A 14,584-nucleotide genomic window follows, 5' to 3' on the forward strand; every position below is an offset into this window, starting at 1 on the left:
ATTAGATATTATTCTCTTTCACGTAATTTTGCCATCTAACCATATCTAAGCAAATATCATCTATTGTTTTTTTTGTTTCAAAACCTAACTCTTTTTTAGCTTTGGAAACATCTGCAAAACTTGCAGCAATATCACCCGCTCGCCTATCTACTATTTGATATGGAATTTCCTTACCTAATGCCTTTTCATAAGCTTTAACAAGCTCTAATACAGAATATCCATTACCTGAGCCTAAATTATATGCTCTCCAAGCAGGCTTATCTTGAGAGAGCTTTTCTAATGCTAAAATATGACCAATTGCTAGATCTACCACATGAATATAGTCTCTTACCCCAGTACCATCTCTAGTCTCATAATCTCCTCCAAAAATACTAAGTTTAGCTAACTTACCAGCACCAACCTGACCAACATATGGCATGAGATTATTTGGAATTCCTTGAGGATCTTCACCAATCATACCACTTTTATGAGCTCCTACTGGATTAAAATATCTTAAACAAGTAATATTAAATTTATTATTAGCATTCTGAAGATCTTTCAAGATTTCTTCTAACATCAACTTCGTAGCACCATAAGGATTTGTCGTACTCAGAGGCATATCTTCTGTAAATGGGGGCTCGTTATTCATTCCATAAACAGTAGCTGAAGAGCTAAAAACAAAATCATAAACTTTATAATCTTGCATTAACTCAAGCAAATTTATAGTTCCTTGAATATTATTATGATAATACTCTAAGGGTTTCTTGACACTCTCTCCAACAGCTTTAAACCCTGCAAAATGTATTACAGAGTCAATATTATGATTCTGAAAAATAGTCTCTAAAGTTGGCTTATCTAAAAGATTAACTTTATAAAACTCAAAATCTTTGCCTGTGATAGTTTTTAACCTTGCAATGACTGATTCTTTACTATTTGATAAATCATCAACTATAACGACATCATAATCTCTATCTAAAAGCTCAACTACAGTATGACTGCCTATATAACCTGTACCGCCAGTTACTAATATTTTTTTATTCATAAATATACTCTATATAATTTTTATTTTTGGTTTCTTTAACTTGTATATTTTTTACCTTATTCTTAGGTAAAAATAAATTTATAATCTTTTTACATATAACTCTTACTGTTTCAATAATAATAAGCAAATCAAAAATAAAACTCCACCGTCTAATATAAATCAAATCGAGCTTTAATTTATTTTCAGGTAATGTTTCATAGTTAGTGAGAACCTGAGCATACCCTGTAATGCCTGCTTTGATTTTTGTTCTATAAATAAATTCAGGAATACTCTTAGTAAATTCATCTATTAACTCTTGTCTCTCAGGGCGAGGTCCAACTATTGACATATCTCCCTTTAATACATTAAAAAACTGTGGAAGCTCATCAATCCATATAGGTCTAATTATTTTACCTATTTTAGTAACCCTGTCATCAGAGTTAAATGACCACACAGCTCCAGTCTGAGCTTCCGCACCAGGTCTCATACTCCTAAACTTTATGAGTTTAAACTTTACATTATTTTTTGTAACTCGCTCCTGTACAAAAAAAGGAGACTTCCTATCCTCTAAAAAAATAGCTAACGCCGTTATAAGCATTATAGGTAAGCTCAATACAATAAGAATACTACTACAAACAATATCAAAAATTCTTTTTATAGCTTGAGCTTCAAAAGATAAACCAAAGTTTTTAACACTCATTGCCATACTATCTCCTAATGGCACAAGTATAGCTCCCCAAATAGATATCTCATATTTTCTTGGGATCAGAACAATTTCCATACCATATTTACTCAGTACTACTAAATCATTATCAGACATTTTTTTTAAAGCTTTATCCGAGATAAAAACTTTAGTATGTTTACTGATAATCTCTGATAAATCAAAACCCTCATTATCTAAGCTAAGATATCCCGTAATAAGCTCATTAGGTAATTTAGAACCTTTTGCTTTTTCAAAAATCCATTTATTTTCATCTTCTAACCCTAAAATCAATATTTTATTTCTTATAGTTTTCCTCATTAAACTTCTAAAAAATACTCTTAATAAAGATAAAACTATAAACTGAATTAGAAAACCTAAAATAATTAGACTTCTTGGGAATGAAAATCCTCTTAGAAAAAAAGCTAGTGAAGTTATTATTATAGTAATCGATAAACAACATAATAGTACTTTTAGAACATTTCTTGACTTTGAAGTTTTCTCTCCATTTGTATACTCACTGACAAGAAAAACAAACAAAGAAGTTATCACTATAAATGTTGCCAGAAAATTAAAACTACTAAAGTTACTTGTATTATATTTTAAAAGATGTAAAGGTATTGAATAACTTAGCAATACAATTATTACAGAAATTATTATCTCAATAATCTTAAGATAAATAAGTGGCTTATTACACTTTAGCAAGCTCATTCCTCATAGATTCTATAGTTTTTTTATAATCTTGTGAGTTAAATATAGCAGATCCTGCAACAAAGGCATCAACTCCACAAGAAGCTATTTCCGCAATATTGCTTGGATTAACACCACCATCAATTTCTAATAAAATATCTCTACCTGTAGATTTAATCCATTGAGAAATTTCTTTAGCTTTATCAAGCATAGCTGGAATAAACTTTTGCCCTCCAAAACCAGGGTTTACAGACATTACTAAAACTCTATCTATATGATTCTCAACATATTTCAAACAATCAATCCCTGTAGCTGGATTAAGTGCAAGACCTGCTTTGATACCAAAAGATTTAATAAGTTGCAAACTTCTATCGATATGTTCACTTGCCTCTGGATGAAATACAATACTACTGGCTCCAGCTTTAGCAAAACTTTCAATAAGACTATCTACAGGCTTCACCATAAGATGAACATCCATACCTGCATCAATACCATAATCTCTAAGCGCTTTGAGTATCATAGGGCCAAAAGTAAGATTAGGTACATAGTGATTATCCATAACATCAAAATGAATATTATCTGCACCAGCTTCTAAAACAGCTTTGACATCATCTCCTAATCTTGCTAAGTCTGCAGATAGAATAGAAGGATTAATTTGAAGTTTTTTCATAATATTTATTTTTTTATAGTATAAAATATTAGAGATAATTGTAACATAACAGTATAAAATATTTGAACAAATCGCAATTTAAAAACCTTAACTAGTAGTGAACTTTTTTAAATAGAGGATAAATACCAAATGAGCCATATAGAAAATGCGAAAAAAGCCTTTAAGATGGAAATAGAAGCATTGGAAAACTTAAAAAATTCTATAGGGGGAAGTTTTAAAAAAGCCTGTGATATTATCCTAACTAATAACAAAGGACGTGTAATTATTACAGGAATGGGCAAATCTGGCCATATAGGTAAAAAAATAGCGGCTACTTTTGCTAGTACTGGCACCCCAGCATTTTTTGTCCACCCAGGTGAAGCTGGCCATGGAGACTTCGGTATGATCACTCCTAATGATGTATTAATAGCCATATCAAACTCTGGTAACTCAAGTGAAATAATGGGGTTAATGCCCATGATTAAACATCTTAATATACCTATTATTTCAATAACTAGCAATCCAGAATCATTAATGGCTAAAAATAGTGATGTTCATATAAATCTTGGCGTCGATAAAGAAGCATGTCCATTAAATCTAGCCCCAACCTCAAGTACAACAGCCACTTTGGTTTTAGGCGATGCTTTAGCAATAGCTTTACTCAAAGCAAAAAACTTTTCTGCTAAAGATTTTGCATTTTCACACCCTAGTGGAGCACTTGGAAGAAAGCTAATTTTAAGGGTTGAAAATATTATGCGTAAAGGAATTGAAATCCCTAAAATAAGCCCAACAGATACTATCCGTAGTGCAATACTTGAAATAAGCAGTAAAGGAATAGGAAATACTCTAGTTACTTGTGAAAACAATAAGCTCCTAGGTATATTCACAGACGGTGACTTACGTAGGATATTCGAATCTGATAGTTTTAACTCTCATATACCAATTTCTAATGTAATGAGTAAGCATCCTAAGACTGTATCTAAAGATGATATGGCTATGACAGCATTAGAAAAAATGGAAGAGTTTGAAATTATGAGTCTTGCTGTGGTAGATAATGATCATCATGTTCTAGGTGTTGTAACAATGCATGACCTTATTAAACTAGGCCTTAAATAAACTAACACTTACTATTTATATTGATAAATTAATTATATTTTGATTATTCCATACGACTAATTGTTTAATAAGATATTTCTTATAACGATCATCTAGATTTTTAAAATCTGTTAACTCAAAAACCTCAATACCTCTTTCTAATATTGAACTTATCATTGCAAACTCTATAGGAGATATATTTTGATAATGAGTATGATGATCTAAGTCACGATAAACAATGTAAGATTGCTCTTCCTTAGCATCAATATTATAGTCAAGGTTATTTGCATCAAATGGTAGTGATATAAGTTCAAGGGTTGGGTTTATATTGATTTCTTTTATATTAGAAAATTTAATATCTTTATTTATTTTACTACTTTGAGAAATTTTAGATTCAGATATTTCTATAGCATAAAGTAACCATTCAAACTCCATTAGCTTAGATAACTGCTCTGACATTTTAACGCTCTTTGAACACACTAATAATTCTGTTGCTATTTGATGAAAAGCAGGATCAAAAGAAGAGTTTTGTTCTAGAAATATTTTTATAATTTGGTCTTTTAAATCTAGTGATAAATAAGAACTAAAATATGGAAAAGTATTCTCCAAAACACTTGATATATTTTGTATAATAAAATCTCTATACATCTGAACAGATTTATCACTTGAGTTTCCATAACGAATAAAACTAGTAAAATTTTTCATCTTGCTTTTTATAATATCAGAGATATCCATATCTAATTACCTATAAAACTAGTTATATTATTTAATTCTGCTACAAGGTCACCTAACTCTGGAACAAAATTATCTCTTTCAAGCAACAAAGGATGCCAACCATGTTTCTTAATTGTAAATTTAGCTAAATCTTTTACTTCTTGAATAACATCTCTACCATGAGTATCTATTATAAAATCATCACTTTTATAATGTCCTGCAATATGATAGTAGCTTATACTTCCTTTTTTTATATTAGCTATAAACTCATATGGATCATAATTATGATTTTGGCCATTGACATAAACATTATTAATATCAAGAAGAAGTTTAGCACCACTTTTTTCTAAAATAGTATTAACAAATTCAAGCTCATCCATATCATTATCATACTGATAGTAATATGAAATATTTTCTAAAGCTAACGGTCTTTTAATAATATCTTGAACCTGTCCAATCCTATCACATATATATGTAATAACTTCTTTTTCTCTTGGTGCAGGCAAAAGATCATATAAATAGCCCTTTTCATCATCAGTAAAGCATAAATGATCACTATATATGCTTATATTATAATAATCTAAAAAATCTTTAACGTTATTTAGAAATTCCTTATTTAACGGCCTAAAACCAGCTATTGATAAGTTAAGACTATGAGCAATTATAGGATAAATACTAGCAACTTTATCAAGATAATCTCTCTTAAACCCTCCTAAACCCATCCAGTTTTCTGGTGCAAGCTCCAAAAAATCAATACCCTCAACCTTTCTAGCTGATAATGTTTTTTGATGCTCAGACCTTAAGCCAATACCTTGAGCTTTTTCAGTTATTCGCATAACGTTATTTTAAAACTTTTTAATTTAAAAATTAGAAAATAATTAAGCTTCTATATCTTGATCTTGGCTAGAGCTATCTTGTACTTGATTAGCATCAGTATTGCCAGAATTAGACTTAGCGTGGCTACCACATGATCCGCTAGCACATTTACTACCGCAACTACTATCTTGAGCTTTAACTGACTTTTGACTTGTTGGCTGTGTTTTATCAGATTTACTATTAGAACCACAAGATCCACTAGCACACTTACTACCACAACTAGCATCACTAGGAGCAGTTTGACTACTTACAGCACTTGAGGAGCCTTGGGTAGTTGAAGTATTTGCCTGCTCAGCTAAAGCTACACCAAATGACATAGAAGCTGTTAATGCTATCGTTAAAGGTATTTTATTTTTCATAACTCTTCTCCTTGATTAATCCTATCCCAAATTACATCTTACAAATGTAATTAAATTTATAATCTCTTAATCTATTAAACTTTGCAAGCACCGATCTATACAAAAAGAATAATAATTATCATTCACTGACAAAATAAAATCTTATTAATAGATAATAACTATTCTATTTTAAGAGTTATAATATGTATGAGTTAATAATTACAGAAAAAGGAAAATTATTTATTTTTTGATAAATATTTTTTTTAGCCAATGGTCAGCACTCACATATCTTCCGCCACCATATAAGAATAGTGTAAATAGCATAATGAAGTATGTAACAGAGAACTCCATACCACCATTTAGCATTACAGGATCACCTAAAGCAGTAACATAGTTATATCTATCTGGGAAGTTTTGCGATAGCCATACAAATAGATCGTTTAATCTTTGTGTAGATTCTGCTGTTTTATCTGCAATAGCTGGCCAACCATGAACCCAATGCACCATAACACCCGCAACACCCATTACAAACATCATTGGAATTGAAACAAGTCTAGTAAATAATCCTAACGCGATACCTATACATCCAATAACTTCTGCAGAAGTCGCTAAAAATGCCATAACATCTGGAAGAGGCATGCCTAATCCTCCTTGAGAAGCTGGTGCTCCAAACCAAGCTGCTGTAGTACTGAATCCTTCAATTTTTGATCTAGCCCCTGTAAACATTGTTGGTACTAAATAAAGTCTTATACTTAACAAAAGCAAAAAATCGATAGACTGAAACTTTTGGATAATCTTGTAATATATTTCATATATCCTATTTATCATAAATTGCTCCTTATACTGATAAACTAATCATATTTTGATTGTGCCAAGAGACTAAACTCTTGATTAGCTGTTCTTTATATTTATTGTCTATTTGTTGAAAATCATACAAGTCAACAATACTAACACCTTTTTCTAGCATAGAGCTTAGAACTGCAAACTCTAATGGTGATAACATGTGATATGAAGTTCTGTGATTTACATCACGATAGATTGCATATAGCATATTCTGATCTTCACTTATTTTTTCATTTAAATCGTTTATATCAAATGGTAATGATATAAAAGTTAACGTTGGATTTGCTTGTATACTTTTTATATCTCTAAAACTTAGATTTTTAGTAATCTCTATATTCTTAAAAACTTTAGATTCATCTATTTCTATAGAAAAAAGTAGCCACTCAAACTCTATTAACTTAGACCATTTTTCACTCATTTCTACAGACTTTGAAGATTTTAATATTCCTGTAGCAATCTGATGAAATGCTGGCTCAGATGATATATTATCCTCAAAGAAAACTTTTAAGATAGTATCTTTTAATTCTCGGGATGCATGGATGTTAAAATAAGGAAAAGTATTTTCCAAGACACCAGAAACATTGCCAATGATAAATTCTCGATACATTTGTATCTTTTTATCAGTTGAATTACCATAACGAATAGCATGTGTAAAACTTTGCATTTTACTTTTTATAGACTCTGATATATTCATATTTTTCCCTCTATAACATCTGTTATGCCATTCAACTCATTAACTAAATCAGCAAGCTTTGGTACAAAATGATCGCGTTCAAGTAGCATTGGATGCCATCCGTGCTGCTCTATTGTAAATTTAGCTAGCTCTTTTACTTCTTGTATTACATCCTTACCATGTGTATCTAAAATAAAATCACCTTTTTTATAATGCCCTGCAATATGGTAATAATTGATACTGCCTTTATTTATACCTTTTATAAACTCATAAGCATCATAGTTATGATTATGCCCATTGACATAAACATTATTTATATCAAGAAGCATTTTTGCACCACTTCTTTGTAAAATTTCATTAATAAAATCTAGCTCACTCATATCATTATCATACTCATAATAGTATGAAATATTTTCTAAAGTGAGAGGTCTTTTTATAATCTCTTGAACCTGATCTATACGATCACAAATATAAGAAATATTTTCTTTCTCTCTAGGAACTGGCAAAAGATCATACAGATACCCTTTCTCATCATCAGAAAAACACAAATGATCACTATAAACTTCTATTTTGTAATCATCTAAAAATACTCTAATTTCATTTAAAAATTTTTTATTAAGCGGTTGAAAACCACCTATCGACAAACTCAAACCATGAGCTATGATAGGATAAATACTAGCTACTCTATCAAGATAGTCTTGCTTAAAACCTCCTAAATTCATCCAATTTTCTGGAGAAAGTTCTAAAAAATCAATTCCATCAATTTTTTGTGTAGATAATATTGATTGATGTTCTGATCTTAAACCTATACCTTGATATTTACCTGTCATTGTCCACAAACTCCATTAGAGCATTTACCTAGTTGTGCTATCTCTTTTTTATCTTGTTTACCATAACTTTTACAAACCTTTGTGCCACAGTTACCATCTCTTGCTCTGACAAGTTTTCCATCTTGCTCATCAGCATCGACATCCACTACTCCAAATTTTTTAAGAGAGCCACATTTACCGCTAGCACATTTACCTTCACCTTGCGCTATAGGGCTACTCTCAGATACATCCTGAACACTTTGAGTTTGAGTAATTGGAGCTTTAGCCTCTTCTGCTAAAGCAACACTAAATGATATAGAAGCTGTTAAAACTATTGTTAAAGGTATTTTTTTCATCCTAAATTCTCCTATTTAACTCCATTAACTGGGAAACATGCTAAATCTCGACCTTCATAGATAGGTCCTTTATAATACTTTTTAACTATTTTTGTAGACTCATCTTTAAGCACTAAACCTTTACCTAAGAAATGACTTAAAACTAATGCTTTGGGATTAGCTGCTGCTGCAACTTGCCCAATTACTGATGGTTTAGCATGTAAGAAGCTACCTGCTGTATCTGCGCTTTCATCAATTGGCATAGGCATCATTAGAATATCTGCATTCTTTGCAAATTTAATAAAAGCATCTCTAAATCTGTCATGTTTGTTACTACCACCAGCACCTGCTACTACAATAGTTCCTTTCTTAGATACAATCTTATATGCTAAAGTTGGAACATCGCCTTTAGGAATCCCTAATGCCCAAACAGTAAACTCATCATTTGAGAAGACTTTGGTAGGCTCTAATTTTGTATAATCAACATTTGTTACAGGATCAAGCTTAAAAGGAAAACCATCTGTACCTGTAAGTATTCCATGTAAATATGCAAAAGCTCCATGATCTTTCCCAAATATTCTTTGAAGAAAATCTGTTGCACTTGGGAAAAGACCTGAGTGTGTAGGACCAGATAAAGGTAAATCATCTTTTCTATCAGAAAAATATGCACCTTTTAATATCGCTGGTAAATCTGCTGAGTGATCTGCATGAAAATGAGTCATATTAATCATTTTCAAATCTTCTAATCGAGCTCCAGATTGACCAAATCTAAGATAAGTACCACCGCCAGCATCGATCAAAATCTTAGACTTGCCATCTAACCAAATCAATTCACCTGCAGATGCTCTAGCATCATCTGTGATTGGTCCTCCCGAACCAAGAAGTTGCAAAGTGAAAGATTTATCTAAGCACTGTGGATTTGTTTGTGCGATACCTTGAGATACTCCAAAGACACACATTGAAGCAAGTACAAAGTTAAAAGCTCTTTTTTTCATAAACAACCTTATAATTTTTTTATAAGGTTATTATCAACTATTAAAACAAATAAGAATAATTAATATTTTTGATAAAACATATCAGTTTTATTTATATGAATAAAATGAGATTGAATTAGACTAATTTAAAGAGAATTAAAGAACATTACCCATTAATACACTATGGTAACCAGCATCAACGTGGATATTTTCCCCTGTAATTCCTGAAGCCATATCAGAACATAGGAAAGCGACTGTATTACCAACTTCCATAATATCAACATTCTTTTTAAGCGGAGAAACTGTAGCATTATAATCTAACATTTTCTTAAAATTAGAAATACCAGAAGCAGCTAAAGTTTTAATTGGGCCTGCTGATACACAATTTACATTAATTCCATCTGGGCCTAATGCAAGAGCTGTATATCTCATAGTAGCTTCTAAAGATGCTTTAGCAATACCCATAGTATTATAACTAGGCATAGCTTTCTCAGCTCCGATATAAGTAAGACCTACGATAGAGCCTTTTCTACCTTTCATCATTGCACGACCTTCTTTAGCTAATGCGGCGAAAGAATATGCACTAATATCATGAGCAATCGCAAAACCTTCACGAGTTACTGTATCAACAAAATCTCCCCCAAGCTGATCACGTGGAGCAAATGCAATTGAATGAATAATACCGTCAAGACCATCCCAAACTTTGCCAAGCTCTACAAATAAATCTTTGATTTCTTGATCTGATGTAACATCACAAGGAAGAACTGCTGCAGGATCAAATTCAGCACTTAGTTTTTCAACTCTTTCTTTGAATTGGCCAACATAAGTAAAAGCTAGCTCGGCACCTTCTCTATGTAAAGCTGTTGCAATACCATAAGCAATTGACTTATTACTTAAAAGACCAGTAACTAATATTTTCTTACCTTTTAGAAAACCCATGTAAATTCTCCTTTGTGAAGTTTTATTAAAATCTTTAATTTTTGTATTATAACCTTTAGTGATTATATGATACAAATACACTAAACTAATAGATATAATTATAGTTAATCATAAAATAAAACACTAGCCTAATTTATTTAAAGAGAGATGCTCTATGTATAATAATAAAAAAATAGTACCAACACATGATGGTGAAGTAACTTTTGATCGAGCAAAAGAAACATGGAATATATTAAAGATAACATCTGAACTTGTAGAGGGTTATGAGCGATTAGATAAGCTAACTCCAGCTATAAGTATTTTTGGATCAGCAAGATTAAAAAAAGATAATAAATACTATTTAAAAACAATTGAAATAGCAGAAAAGCTATCAAATCATGGATTTACAATTATTACAGGTGGAGGCCCTGGGATTATGGAAGCTGGAAACAAAGGTGGCCTACAAGGGTGCTCCTCTAGTGTTGGCTTAAATATAACATTACCCCATGAGCAAAAGCCTAATAAGTACCAAGATATAAGCCTTTCTTATAGATATTTTTTCACTCGAAAAGCGATGTTTATTAAGCACTCTATGGCTTATATAGTTATGCCCGGAGGATTTGGAACTATGGATGAGTTATTTGATATATCAACTCTTATTCAAACTGAAAAAAAGACATACATGCCAGTTATTCTCTTTGGTAAAGACTTCTGGGGAGGACTCGTAGACTGGATTAAAACAACAATGTTAGAAAATGGAGTTATTAATAAAGATGATCTAAAAATTCTACATCTTGTTGATACTACAGAAGAAGTTATTGATATTATTCGTGAATACTATCAAAATGCATATCACTCTAAAGAACATGCTCATATAGTTTTTTAAAGGTTTAATTATGGATATTAATACAATTTCTTCAACTTTAATACATAACTCATTACCAATAATTGTTGCTTTTAATGTTCTAATACATATTTTTTGTGGCTTAGGAATTGCAAAAGATATTCCGAAAGTCTTAGATAAAAGATTAACAACCATTCTACTTCCTAAGAATATTTGGATTTTAGTTGGTTTAATCTTTGGTATATGGGGATTACTAATATATTGGTTATTTCATCATTCGACTATCTCTAGAGGATAGAAAATAAAATAAGGATTTTTATGAGCAATAATAATTTATGGAAGCCTAAATCCTATAACTCTACTGGAAAGTTTGTTACACAATATGGTAATGAGGTTTTAGATCTTTTAAACCCTATTAAAGGACAAAACATTCTAGATTTAGGCTGTGGTACAGGCGAGCTTAGTAATGAAATAAAGAAAACTGGCGCTAAAGTTACAGGTGTCGATATTTCAGAAAACATGCTTAAAAAAGCAAAAGAAAATTATCCTGATATTGATTTTGAACAAATGGATGCTCAACAATGCCTAAACTTTGAAAAGGAAAGCTTTGACGCAGTTTTTTCAAATGCTGCTCTACACTGGATGACCAATCCTCTTGCTGTTATTAAAAATATAAATAATATTCTGAAAAAAAATGGCAAATTTGTATTTGAGATGGGTGGTAAAGGTAATATTAAGGAAGTATTATCTAGCTTAGATACTACTGCAAAAAAATACAATATTAGTGACTATGATATAAATAATTTCTACCCCAGTATCTCTGAATATAGCTCTCTTCTTGAAAAAAATGGATTTACAGTAAAATATATGACTCTATTTGAAAGACCTACTCTTCTTGAAGGCAAAGATGGTTTCAAAAACTGGGTTAAAACATTTAGAGTAAATTTATTAAAACAAATGGATAATATAGATGAATTTCTAAATGATGCTGAAATTCTTGCACATGAGCATCTTTTTAAAAATGGTAAGTGGTATGCTGATTATGTAAGACTTAGGGGTATTGCCATAAAAAATTAAACTTTATATTTATACATAATTAAAATAAAATTATATTTAAGTTATAAAATTTAAATATAAAATCTCACTTATGAAAAATAAATTTAAGATCCTTTTTGCATCAGTAATAAGTCTAGCGTACATCTCAAGTTTTGCTTGTACATCGATGGGATTTGCAGGGAATATCGTCAAAGGTGGTGGAACTTTGATATTTAAAAATAGAGATGCTGAAATAATTGGTAAAGAACGTTTAGAGATATTTAAATTTAAACAAGGGAATAGTTTTTTAGCATTAACATACAACACAGATAATACAGCAAAAGGATATCCATATATTGCTGGAGGTACTAATTCAAAAGGATTAACCGTCTTAGTAAATGATCCTGCTAGCCATATGCCTGCTGCTAAAAATGTAGATCAAATTGAAACAACTACAGTCGAAAATCTCCTTAAAAATTACTCAACGGTAGCACAAGTTGAAAAAAATAAAGCAAAAATATTTAGCCAAAATAATCCTGCTTTATATACAATAAGTGATCATCAACAAGTTGCAAACTTTGAAGAGGGATATAAAGGAGAATATGGATCTAAAGTTACTAATAATGGTTATGTTTGGAATACTAACTATTATCATCTAAATAATGTTAACAACCAAAATCAAGATTCCTCAACAGATATAGTTGACAGAACTAATATTCTTAAAAAATGGATTGCTAATATGCCTAAAAAAGTTCAGCTAGGTGATCTAACAAGACTTTCTGCTAGTCATTACAATGGAGAGTTCAATAGTATCAATAGACAGTTTACAGTAGCTAAATATTTTGCTGTATCTCCTCCTAATTCTAAAGATACTTATCTTTATATTAGACTTACAATTCCTACTCAGAAGTTTAACTCATACCATCTTACTATAAATGATAAGTTCTTTGATGATAATCCTGCTGGGCCTTTAGATAACAATAAGTATGGATTACTTGGTTCTATCAATAATTAAATAAATATCTTATTCTGCTAAAGTTTTACGGTTTTAACTATTCTTGGAAATTAACTGAATGTCCTTTCTAATAATTTCCTCAACAACTTCATGAGTTAATGTATGATCTAAATCTCTAACTAAGTTAACATTACCCCAAGTACTTTCAAAAAATTTATTATCAACGATATCATCATTTTCTGTAAGAGTAACTCTAATATCCTTATTAAATTTACCTAGCTTACCATTCATAAGTAATAAAAAATAAGCCCCCAGCATCTTTCTAAGTCTAACTTTTCTAAGAACAAGCATGGTTTTATGATGAATAAAAAAAGGCGTAATTAAATGTAATTTTTTATATAATTCCTCATCTATTAATGACGATATTCCTGCTGACATAGAAATAGCATATATTAAATCATAATTTTCCGAACTAATTTGGTATTTATTAATAATTCTTTTTAGTTTTCTTTTAACAAAAACTGGACGCCCTAGAGCTACTGTCGTAACTTTAACTTTTATACCATCAACGTTAACATGTTCAACAGAATCACCTTTACTATAATAGCCCCTTATTATTATGATATTTAAAGTATCTTTTATATTTATAGTATTCATTAAGCTTTTTCAATAAGTTCTATTTGATAACCATCAGGATCTTTTATAAATGCTATAACTTGTGTACCACCCTTTAGAGGGCCTGCTTCACGAGTTACAACTCCACCTTTATTTTTAACATCTTCACAAGCTTTATAGACATCTTCAACTTGCATACATAAGTGTCCAAATGCATTACCATGATCATACTGATGATCACCCCAGTTATATGTTAATTCTAAAACTGTATGATTAGAAATACCTCCATATCCTAGAAATACTAGAGTATATTTATACTCATGATTATCCATTTTCTTTTGAACACTCATTCCTAGTATATTTGTATAAAAATCCACAGATTTATCTAAATCTTTAACTCTTAACATCACATGAGCAAAACGCATAAAGCAATCTCCTATAACATAGATTTGTTATTACCAAATACTTTTGATATATTATACCAGATTTTAAACCCCCTGTTCGTAACTATCCAGGGTAAA

The 14,584-nt window shown here is 30.7% G+C and carries 19 protein-coding genes; 5 read left to right on the forward strand and 14 right to left on the reverse strand.

Annotated elements, in window-relative coordinates; all coding sequences use genetic code 11:
- Position 1: 1 nt before the first annotated feature.
- The 3 genes from galE to rpe are packed head-to-tail and all read right to left on the reverse strand — an operon-like array spanning position 2 to position 3,060.
- Positions 2 to 1,021: a UDP-glucose 4-epimerase GalE gene (galE, locus tag R8535_RS01620; protein ID WP_329495904.1), complete on the reverse strand. Its 1,020-nt coding sequence runs from the start codon at positions 1,019 to 1,021 to the stop codon at positions 2 to 4.
- On the reverse strand, positions 1,014 to 2,411 hold the full coding sequence (locus R8535_RS01625) for a sugar transferase (RefSeq protein ID WP_329495906.1): 1,398 nt from the start codon (positions 2,409 to 2,411) through the stop codon (positions 1,014 to 1,016). The genes galE and R8535_RS01625 overlap by 8 nt, the downstream gene beginning before the upstream one ends.
- On the reverse strand, positions 2,392 to 3,060 hold the full coding sequence (gene rpe, locus R8535_RS01630) for a ribulose-phosphate 3-epimerase (RefSeq protein WP_329495908.1): 669 nt from the start codon (positions 3,058 to 3,060) through the stop codon (positions 2,392 to 2,394). The genes R8535_RS01625 and rpe overlap by 20 nt, the downstream gene beginning before the upstream one ends.
- A 129-nt stretch (positions 3,061 to 3,189) precedes the next feature.
- Between rpe and R8535_RS01635 the strand changes: the two genes are divergently transcribed.
- Positions 3,190 to 4,155, forward strand: coding sequence for a KpsF/GutQ family sugar-phosphate isomerase (locus tag R8535_RS01635; RefSeq protein WP_329495910.1), 966 nt, complete (start codon positions 3,190 to 3,192; stop codon positions 4,153 to 4,155).
- A gap of 15 nt (positions 4,156 to 4,170) precedes the next feature.
- Here R8535_RS01635 and R8535_RS01640 read toward each other — a convergent pair whose 3' ends face one another.
- The 9 genes from R8535_RS01640 to R8535_RS01680 form a co-directional block, all read right to left on the reverse strand.
- On the reverse strand, positions 4,171 to 4,839 hold the full coding sequence (locus R8535_RS01640) for an HvfC/BufC family peptide modification chaperone (protein ID WP_329495911.1): 669 nt from the start codon (positions 4,837 to 4,839) through the stop codon (positions 4,171 to 4,173).
- Between the two features lie 32 nt (positions 4,840 to 4,871).
- Complete coding sequence (locus tag R8535_RS01645; protein ID WP_442902153.1) at positions 4,872 to 5,684, reverse strand: DUF692 domain-containing protein; 813 nt, start codon at positions 5,682 to 5,684, stop codon at positions 4,872 to 4,874.
- 42 nt (positions 5,685 to 5,726) lie between these two features.
- A complete protein-coding gene (locus tag R8535_RS01650; RefSeq protein WP_329495913.1) occupies positions 5,727 to 6,083 on the reverse strand; it encodes a hypothetical protein in 357 nt (118 codons plus the stop codon).
- A gap of 219 nt (positions 6,084 to 6,302) precedes the next feature.
- On the reverse strand, positions 6,303 to 6,890 hold the full coding sequence (locus tag R8535_RS01655; protein ID WP_329495916.1) for an HvfX family Cu-binding RiPP maturation protein: 588 nt from the start codon (positions 6,888 to 6,890) through the stop codon (positions 6,303 to 6,305).
- Between the two features lie 10 nt (positions 6,891 to 6,900).
- The gene (locus R8535_RS01660) at positions 6,901 to 7,599 is read right to left on the reverse strand and encodes an HvfC/BufC family peptide modification chaperone (protein ID WP_329495918.1); all 699 of its coding nucleotides are present in this window, start codon (positions 7,597 to 7,599) and stop codon (positions 6,901 to 6,903) included.
- The gene (locus R8535_RS01665) at positions 7,596 to 8,408 is read right to left on the reverse strand and encodes a DUF692 domain-containing protein (RefSeq protein WP_329495920.1); all 813 of its coding nucleotides are present in this window, start codon (positions 8,406 to 8,408) and stop codon (positions 7,596 to 7,598) included. Before R8535_RS01665 ends, R8535_RS01660 begins: the two co-directional genes overlap by 4 nt.
- Entirely contained in the window at positions 8,405 to 8,743 is a 339-nt protein-coding gene (locus R8535_RS01670; protein ID WP_329495922.1) for a hypothetical protein, read from the reverse strand. The genes R8535_RS01665 and R8535_RS01670 overlap by 4 nt, the downstream gene beginning before the upstream one ends.
- An 11-nt stretch (positions 8,744 to 8,754) precedes the next feature.
- Positions 8,755 to 9,717 carry an MBL fold metallo-hydrolase gene (locus R8535_RS01675; RefSeq protein ID WP_329495924.1) on the reverse strand — a complete coding sequence of 321 codons (963 nt, stop codon included), beginning with the start codon at positions 9,715 to 9,717 and terminating at the stop codon, positions 8,755 to 8,757.
- A 135-nt stretch (positions 9,718 to 9,852) separates the two neighbouring features.
- On the reverse strand, positions 9,853 to 10,635 hold the full coding sequence (locus R8535_RS01680) for an enoyl-ACP reductase FabI (protein WP_329495928.1): 783 nt from the start codon (positions 10,633 to 10,635) through the stop codon (positions 9,853 to 9,855).
- Positions 10,636 to 10,789: 154 nt separating this feature from the next.
- Here R8535_RS01680 and R8535_RS01685 point away from each other — a divergent pair, with 154 nt between their 5' ends.
- From R8535_RS01685 to R8535_RS01700, 4 genes are all read left to right on the forward strand, one after another.
- Positions 10,790 to 11,500, forward strand: coding sequence for a TIGR00730 family Rossman fold protein (locus tag R8535_RS01685; protein WP_329495931.1), 711 nt, complete (start codon positions 10,790 to 10,792; stop codon positions 11,498 to 11,500).
- A 10-nt stretch (positions 11,501 to 11,510) separates the two neighbouring features.
- Entirely contained in the window at positions 11,511 to 11,756 is a 246-nt protein-coding gene (locus tag R8535_RS01690) for a hypothetical protein (RefSeq protein WP_329495933.1), read from the forward strand.
- Between the two features lie 20 nt (positions 11,757 to 11,776).
- Positions 11,777 to 12,535 (forward strand): class I SAM-dependent methyltransferase, encoded by a 759-nt coding sequence (locus tag R8535_RS01695; RefSeq protein WP_329495935.1) that lies wholly within the window; start codon positions 11,777 to 11,779, stop codon positions 12,533 to 12,535.
- Between the two features lie 70 nt (positions 12,536 to 12,605).
- The gene (locus R8535_RS01700; RefSeq protein WP_329495936.1) at positions 12,606 to 13,508 is read left to right on the forward strand and encodes a hypothetical protein; all 903 of its coding nucleotides are present in this window, start codon (positions 12,606 to 12,608) and stop codon (positions 13,506 to 13,508) included.
- A 33-nt stretch (positions 13,509 to 13,541) separates the two neighbouring features.
- On the opposite strand, the gene R8535_RS01705 is transcribed toward R8535_RS01700, so the two are convergent.
- Positions 13,542 to 14,105, reverse strand: coding sequence for a hypothetical protein (locus tag R8535_RS01705; protein ID WP_329495938.1), 564 nt, complete (start codon positions 14,103 to 14,105; stop codon positions 13,542 to 13,544).
- Entirely contained in the window at positions 14,105 to 14,488 is a 384-nt protein-coding gene (gene gloA / locus R8535_RS01710) for a lactoylglutathione lyase (RefSeq protein WP_329495940.1), read from the reverse strand. The genes R8535_RS01705 and gloA overlap by 1 nt, the downstream gene beginning before the upstream one ends.
- Positions 14,489 to 14,584: the final 96 nt, after the last annotated feature.

The organism is Francisella sp. 19S2-4 (assembly GCF_036281795.1).
Lineage (GTDB): Bacteria > Pseudomonadota > Gammaproteobacteria > Francisellales > Francisellaceae > Francisella.

Excerpts from the sequence above, each read along its gene's own strand:
- R8535_RS01700 (WP_329495936.1), top strand. The coding sequence starts at position 12,606 with ATGAAAAATAAATTTAAGATCCTTTTTGCATCAGTAATAAGTCTAGCG.
- R8535_RS01675 (WP_329495924.1), bottom strand. The coding sequence starts at position 9,717 with ATGAAAAAAAGAGCTTTTAACTTTGTACTTGCTTCAATGTGTGTCTTT.
- gloA (WP_329495940.1), bottom strand. The coding sequence starts at position 14,488 with ATGCGTTTTGCTCATGTGATGTTAAGAGTTAAAGATTTAGATAAATCT.
- R8535_RS01660 (WP_329495918.1), bottom strand. The coding sequence starts at position 7,599 with ATGAATATATCAGAGTCTATAAAAAGTAAAATGCAAAGTTTTACACAT.
- R8535_RS01635 (WP_329495910.1), top strand. The coding sequence starts at position 3,190 with ATGAGCCATATAGAAAATGCGAAAAAAGCCTTTAAGATGGAAATAGAA.
- R8535_RS01685 (WP_329495931.1), top strand. The coding sequence starts at position 10,790 with ATGTATAATAATAAAAAAATAGTACCAACACATGATGGTGAAGTAACT.
- galE (WP_329495904.1), bottom strand. The coding sequence starts at position 1,021 with ATGAATAAAAAAATATTAGTAACTGGCGGTACAGGTTATATAGGCAGT.
- rpe (WP_329495908.1), bottom strand. The coding sequence starts at position 3,060 with ATGAAAAAACTTCAAATTAATCCTTCTATTCTATCTGCAGACTTAGCA.
- R8535_RS01645 (WP_442902153.1), bottom strand. The coding sequence starts at position 5,684 with ATGCGAATAACTGAAAAAGCTCAAGGTATTGGCTTAAGGTCTGAGCAT.
- R8535_RS01640 (WP_329495911.1), bottom strand. The coding sequence starts at position 4,839 with ATGAAAAATTTTACTAGTTTTATTCGTTATGGAAACTCAAGTGATAAA.
- R8535_RS01650 (WP_329495913.1), bottom strand. The coding sequence starts at position 6,083 with ATGAAAAATAAAATACCTTTAACGATAGCATTAACAGCTTCTATGTCA.
- R8535_RS01665 (WP_329495920.1), bottom strand. The coding sequence starts at position 8,408 with ATGACAGGTAAATATCAAGGTATAGGTTTAAGATCAGAACATCAATCA.
- R8535_RS01705 (WP_329495938.1), bottom strand. The coding sequence starts at position 14,105 with ATGAATACTATAAATATAAAAGATACTTTAAATATCATAATAATAAGG.
- R8535_RS01655 (WP_329495916.1), bottom strand. The coding sequence starts at position 6,890 with ATGATAAATAGGATATATGAAATATATTACAAGATTATCCAAAAGTTT.
- R8535_RS01680 (WP_329495928.1), bottom strand. The coding sequence starts at position 10,635 with ATGGGTTTTCTAAAAGGTAAGAAAATATTAGTTACTGGTCTTTTAAGT.
- R8535_RS01690 (WP_329495933.1), top strand. The coding sequence starts at position 11,511 with ATGGATATTAATACAATTTCTTCAACTTTAATACATAACTCATTACCA.
- R8535_RS01670 (WP_329495922.1), bottom strand. The coding sequence starts at position 8,743 with ATGAAAAAAATACCTTTAACAATAGTTTTAACAGCTTCTATATCATTT.
- R8535_RS01625 (WP_329495906.1), bottom strand. The coding sequence starts at position 2,411 with ATGAGCTTGCTAAAGTGTAATAAGCCACTTATTTATCTTAAGATTATT.
- R8535_RS01695 (WP_329495935.1), top strand. The coding sequence starts at position 11,777 with ATGAGCAATAATAATTTATGGAAGCCTAAATCCTATAACTCTACTGGA.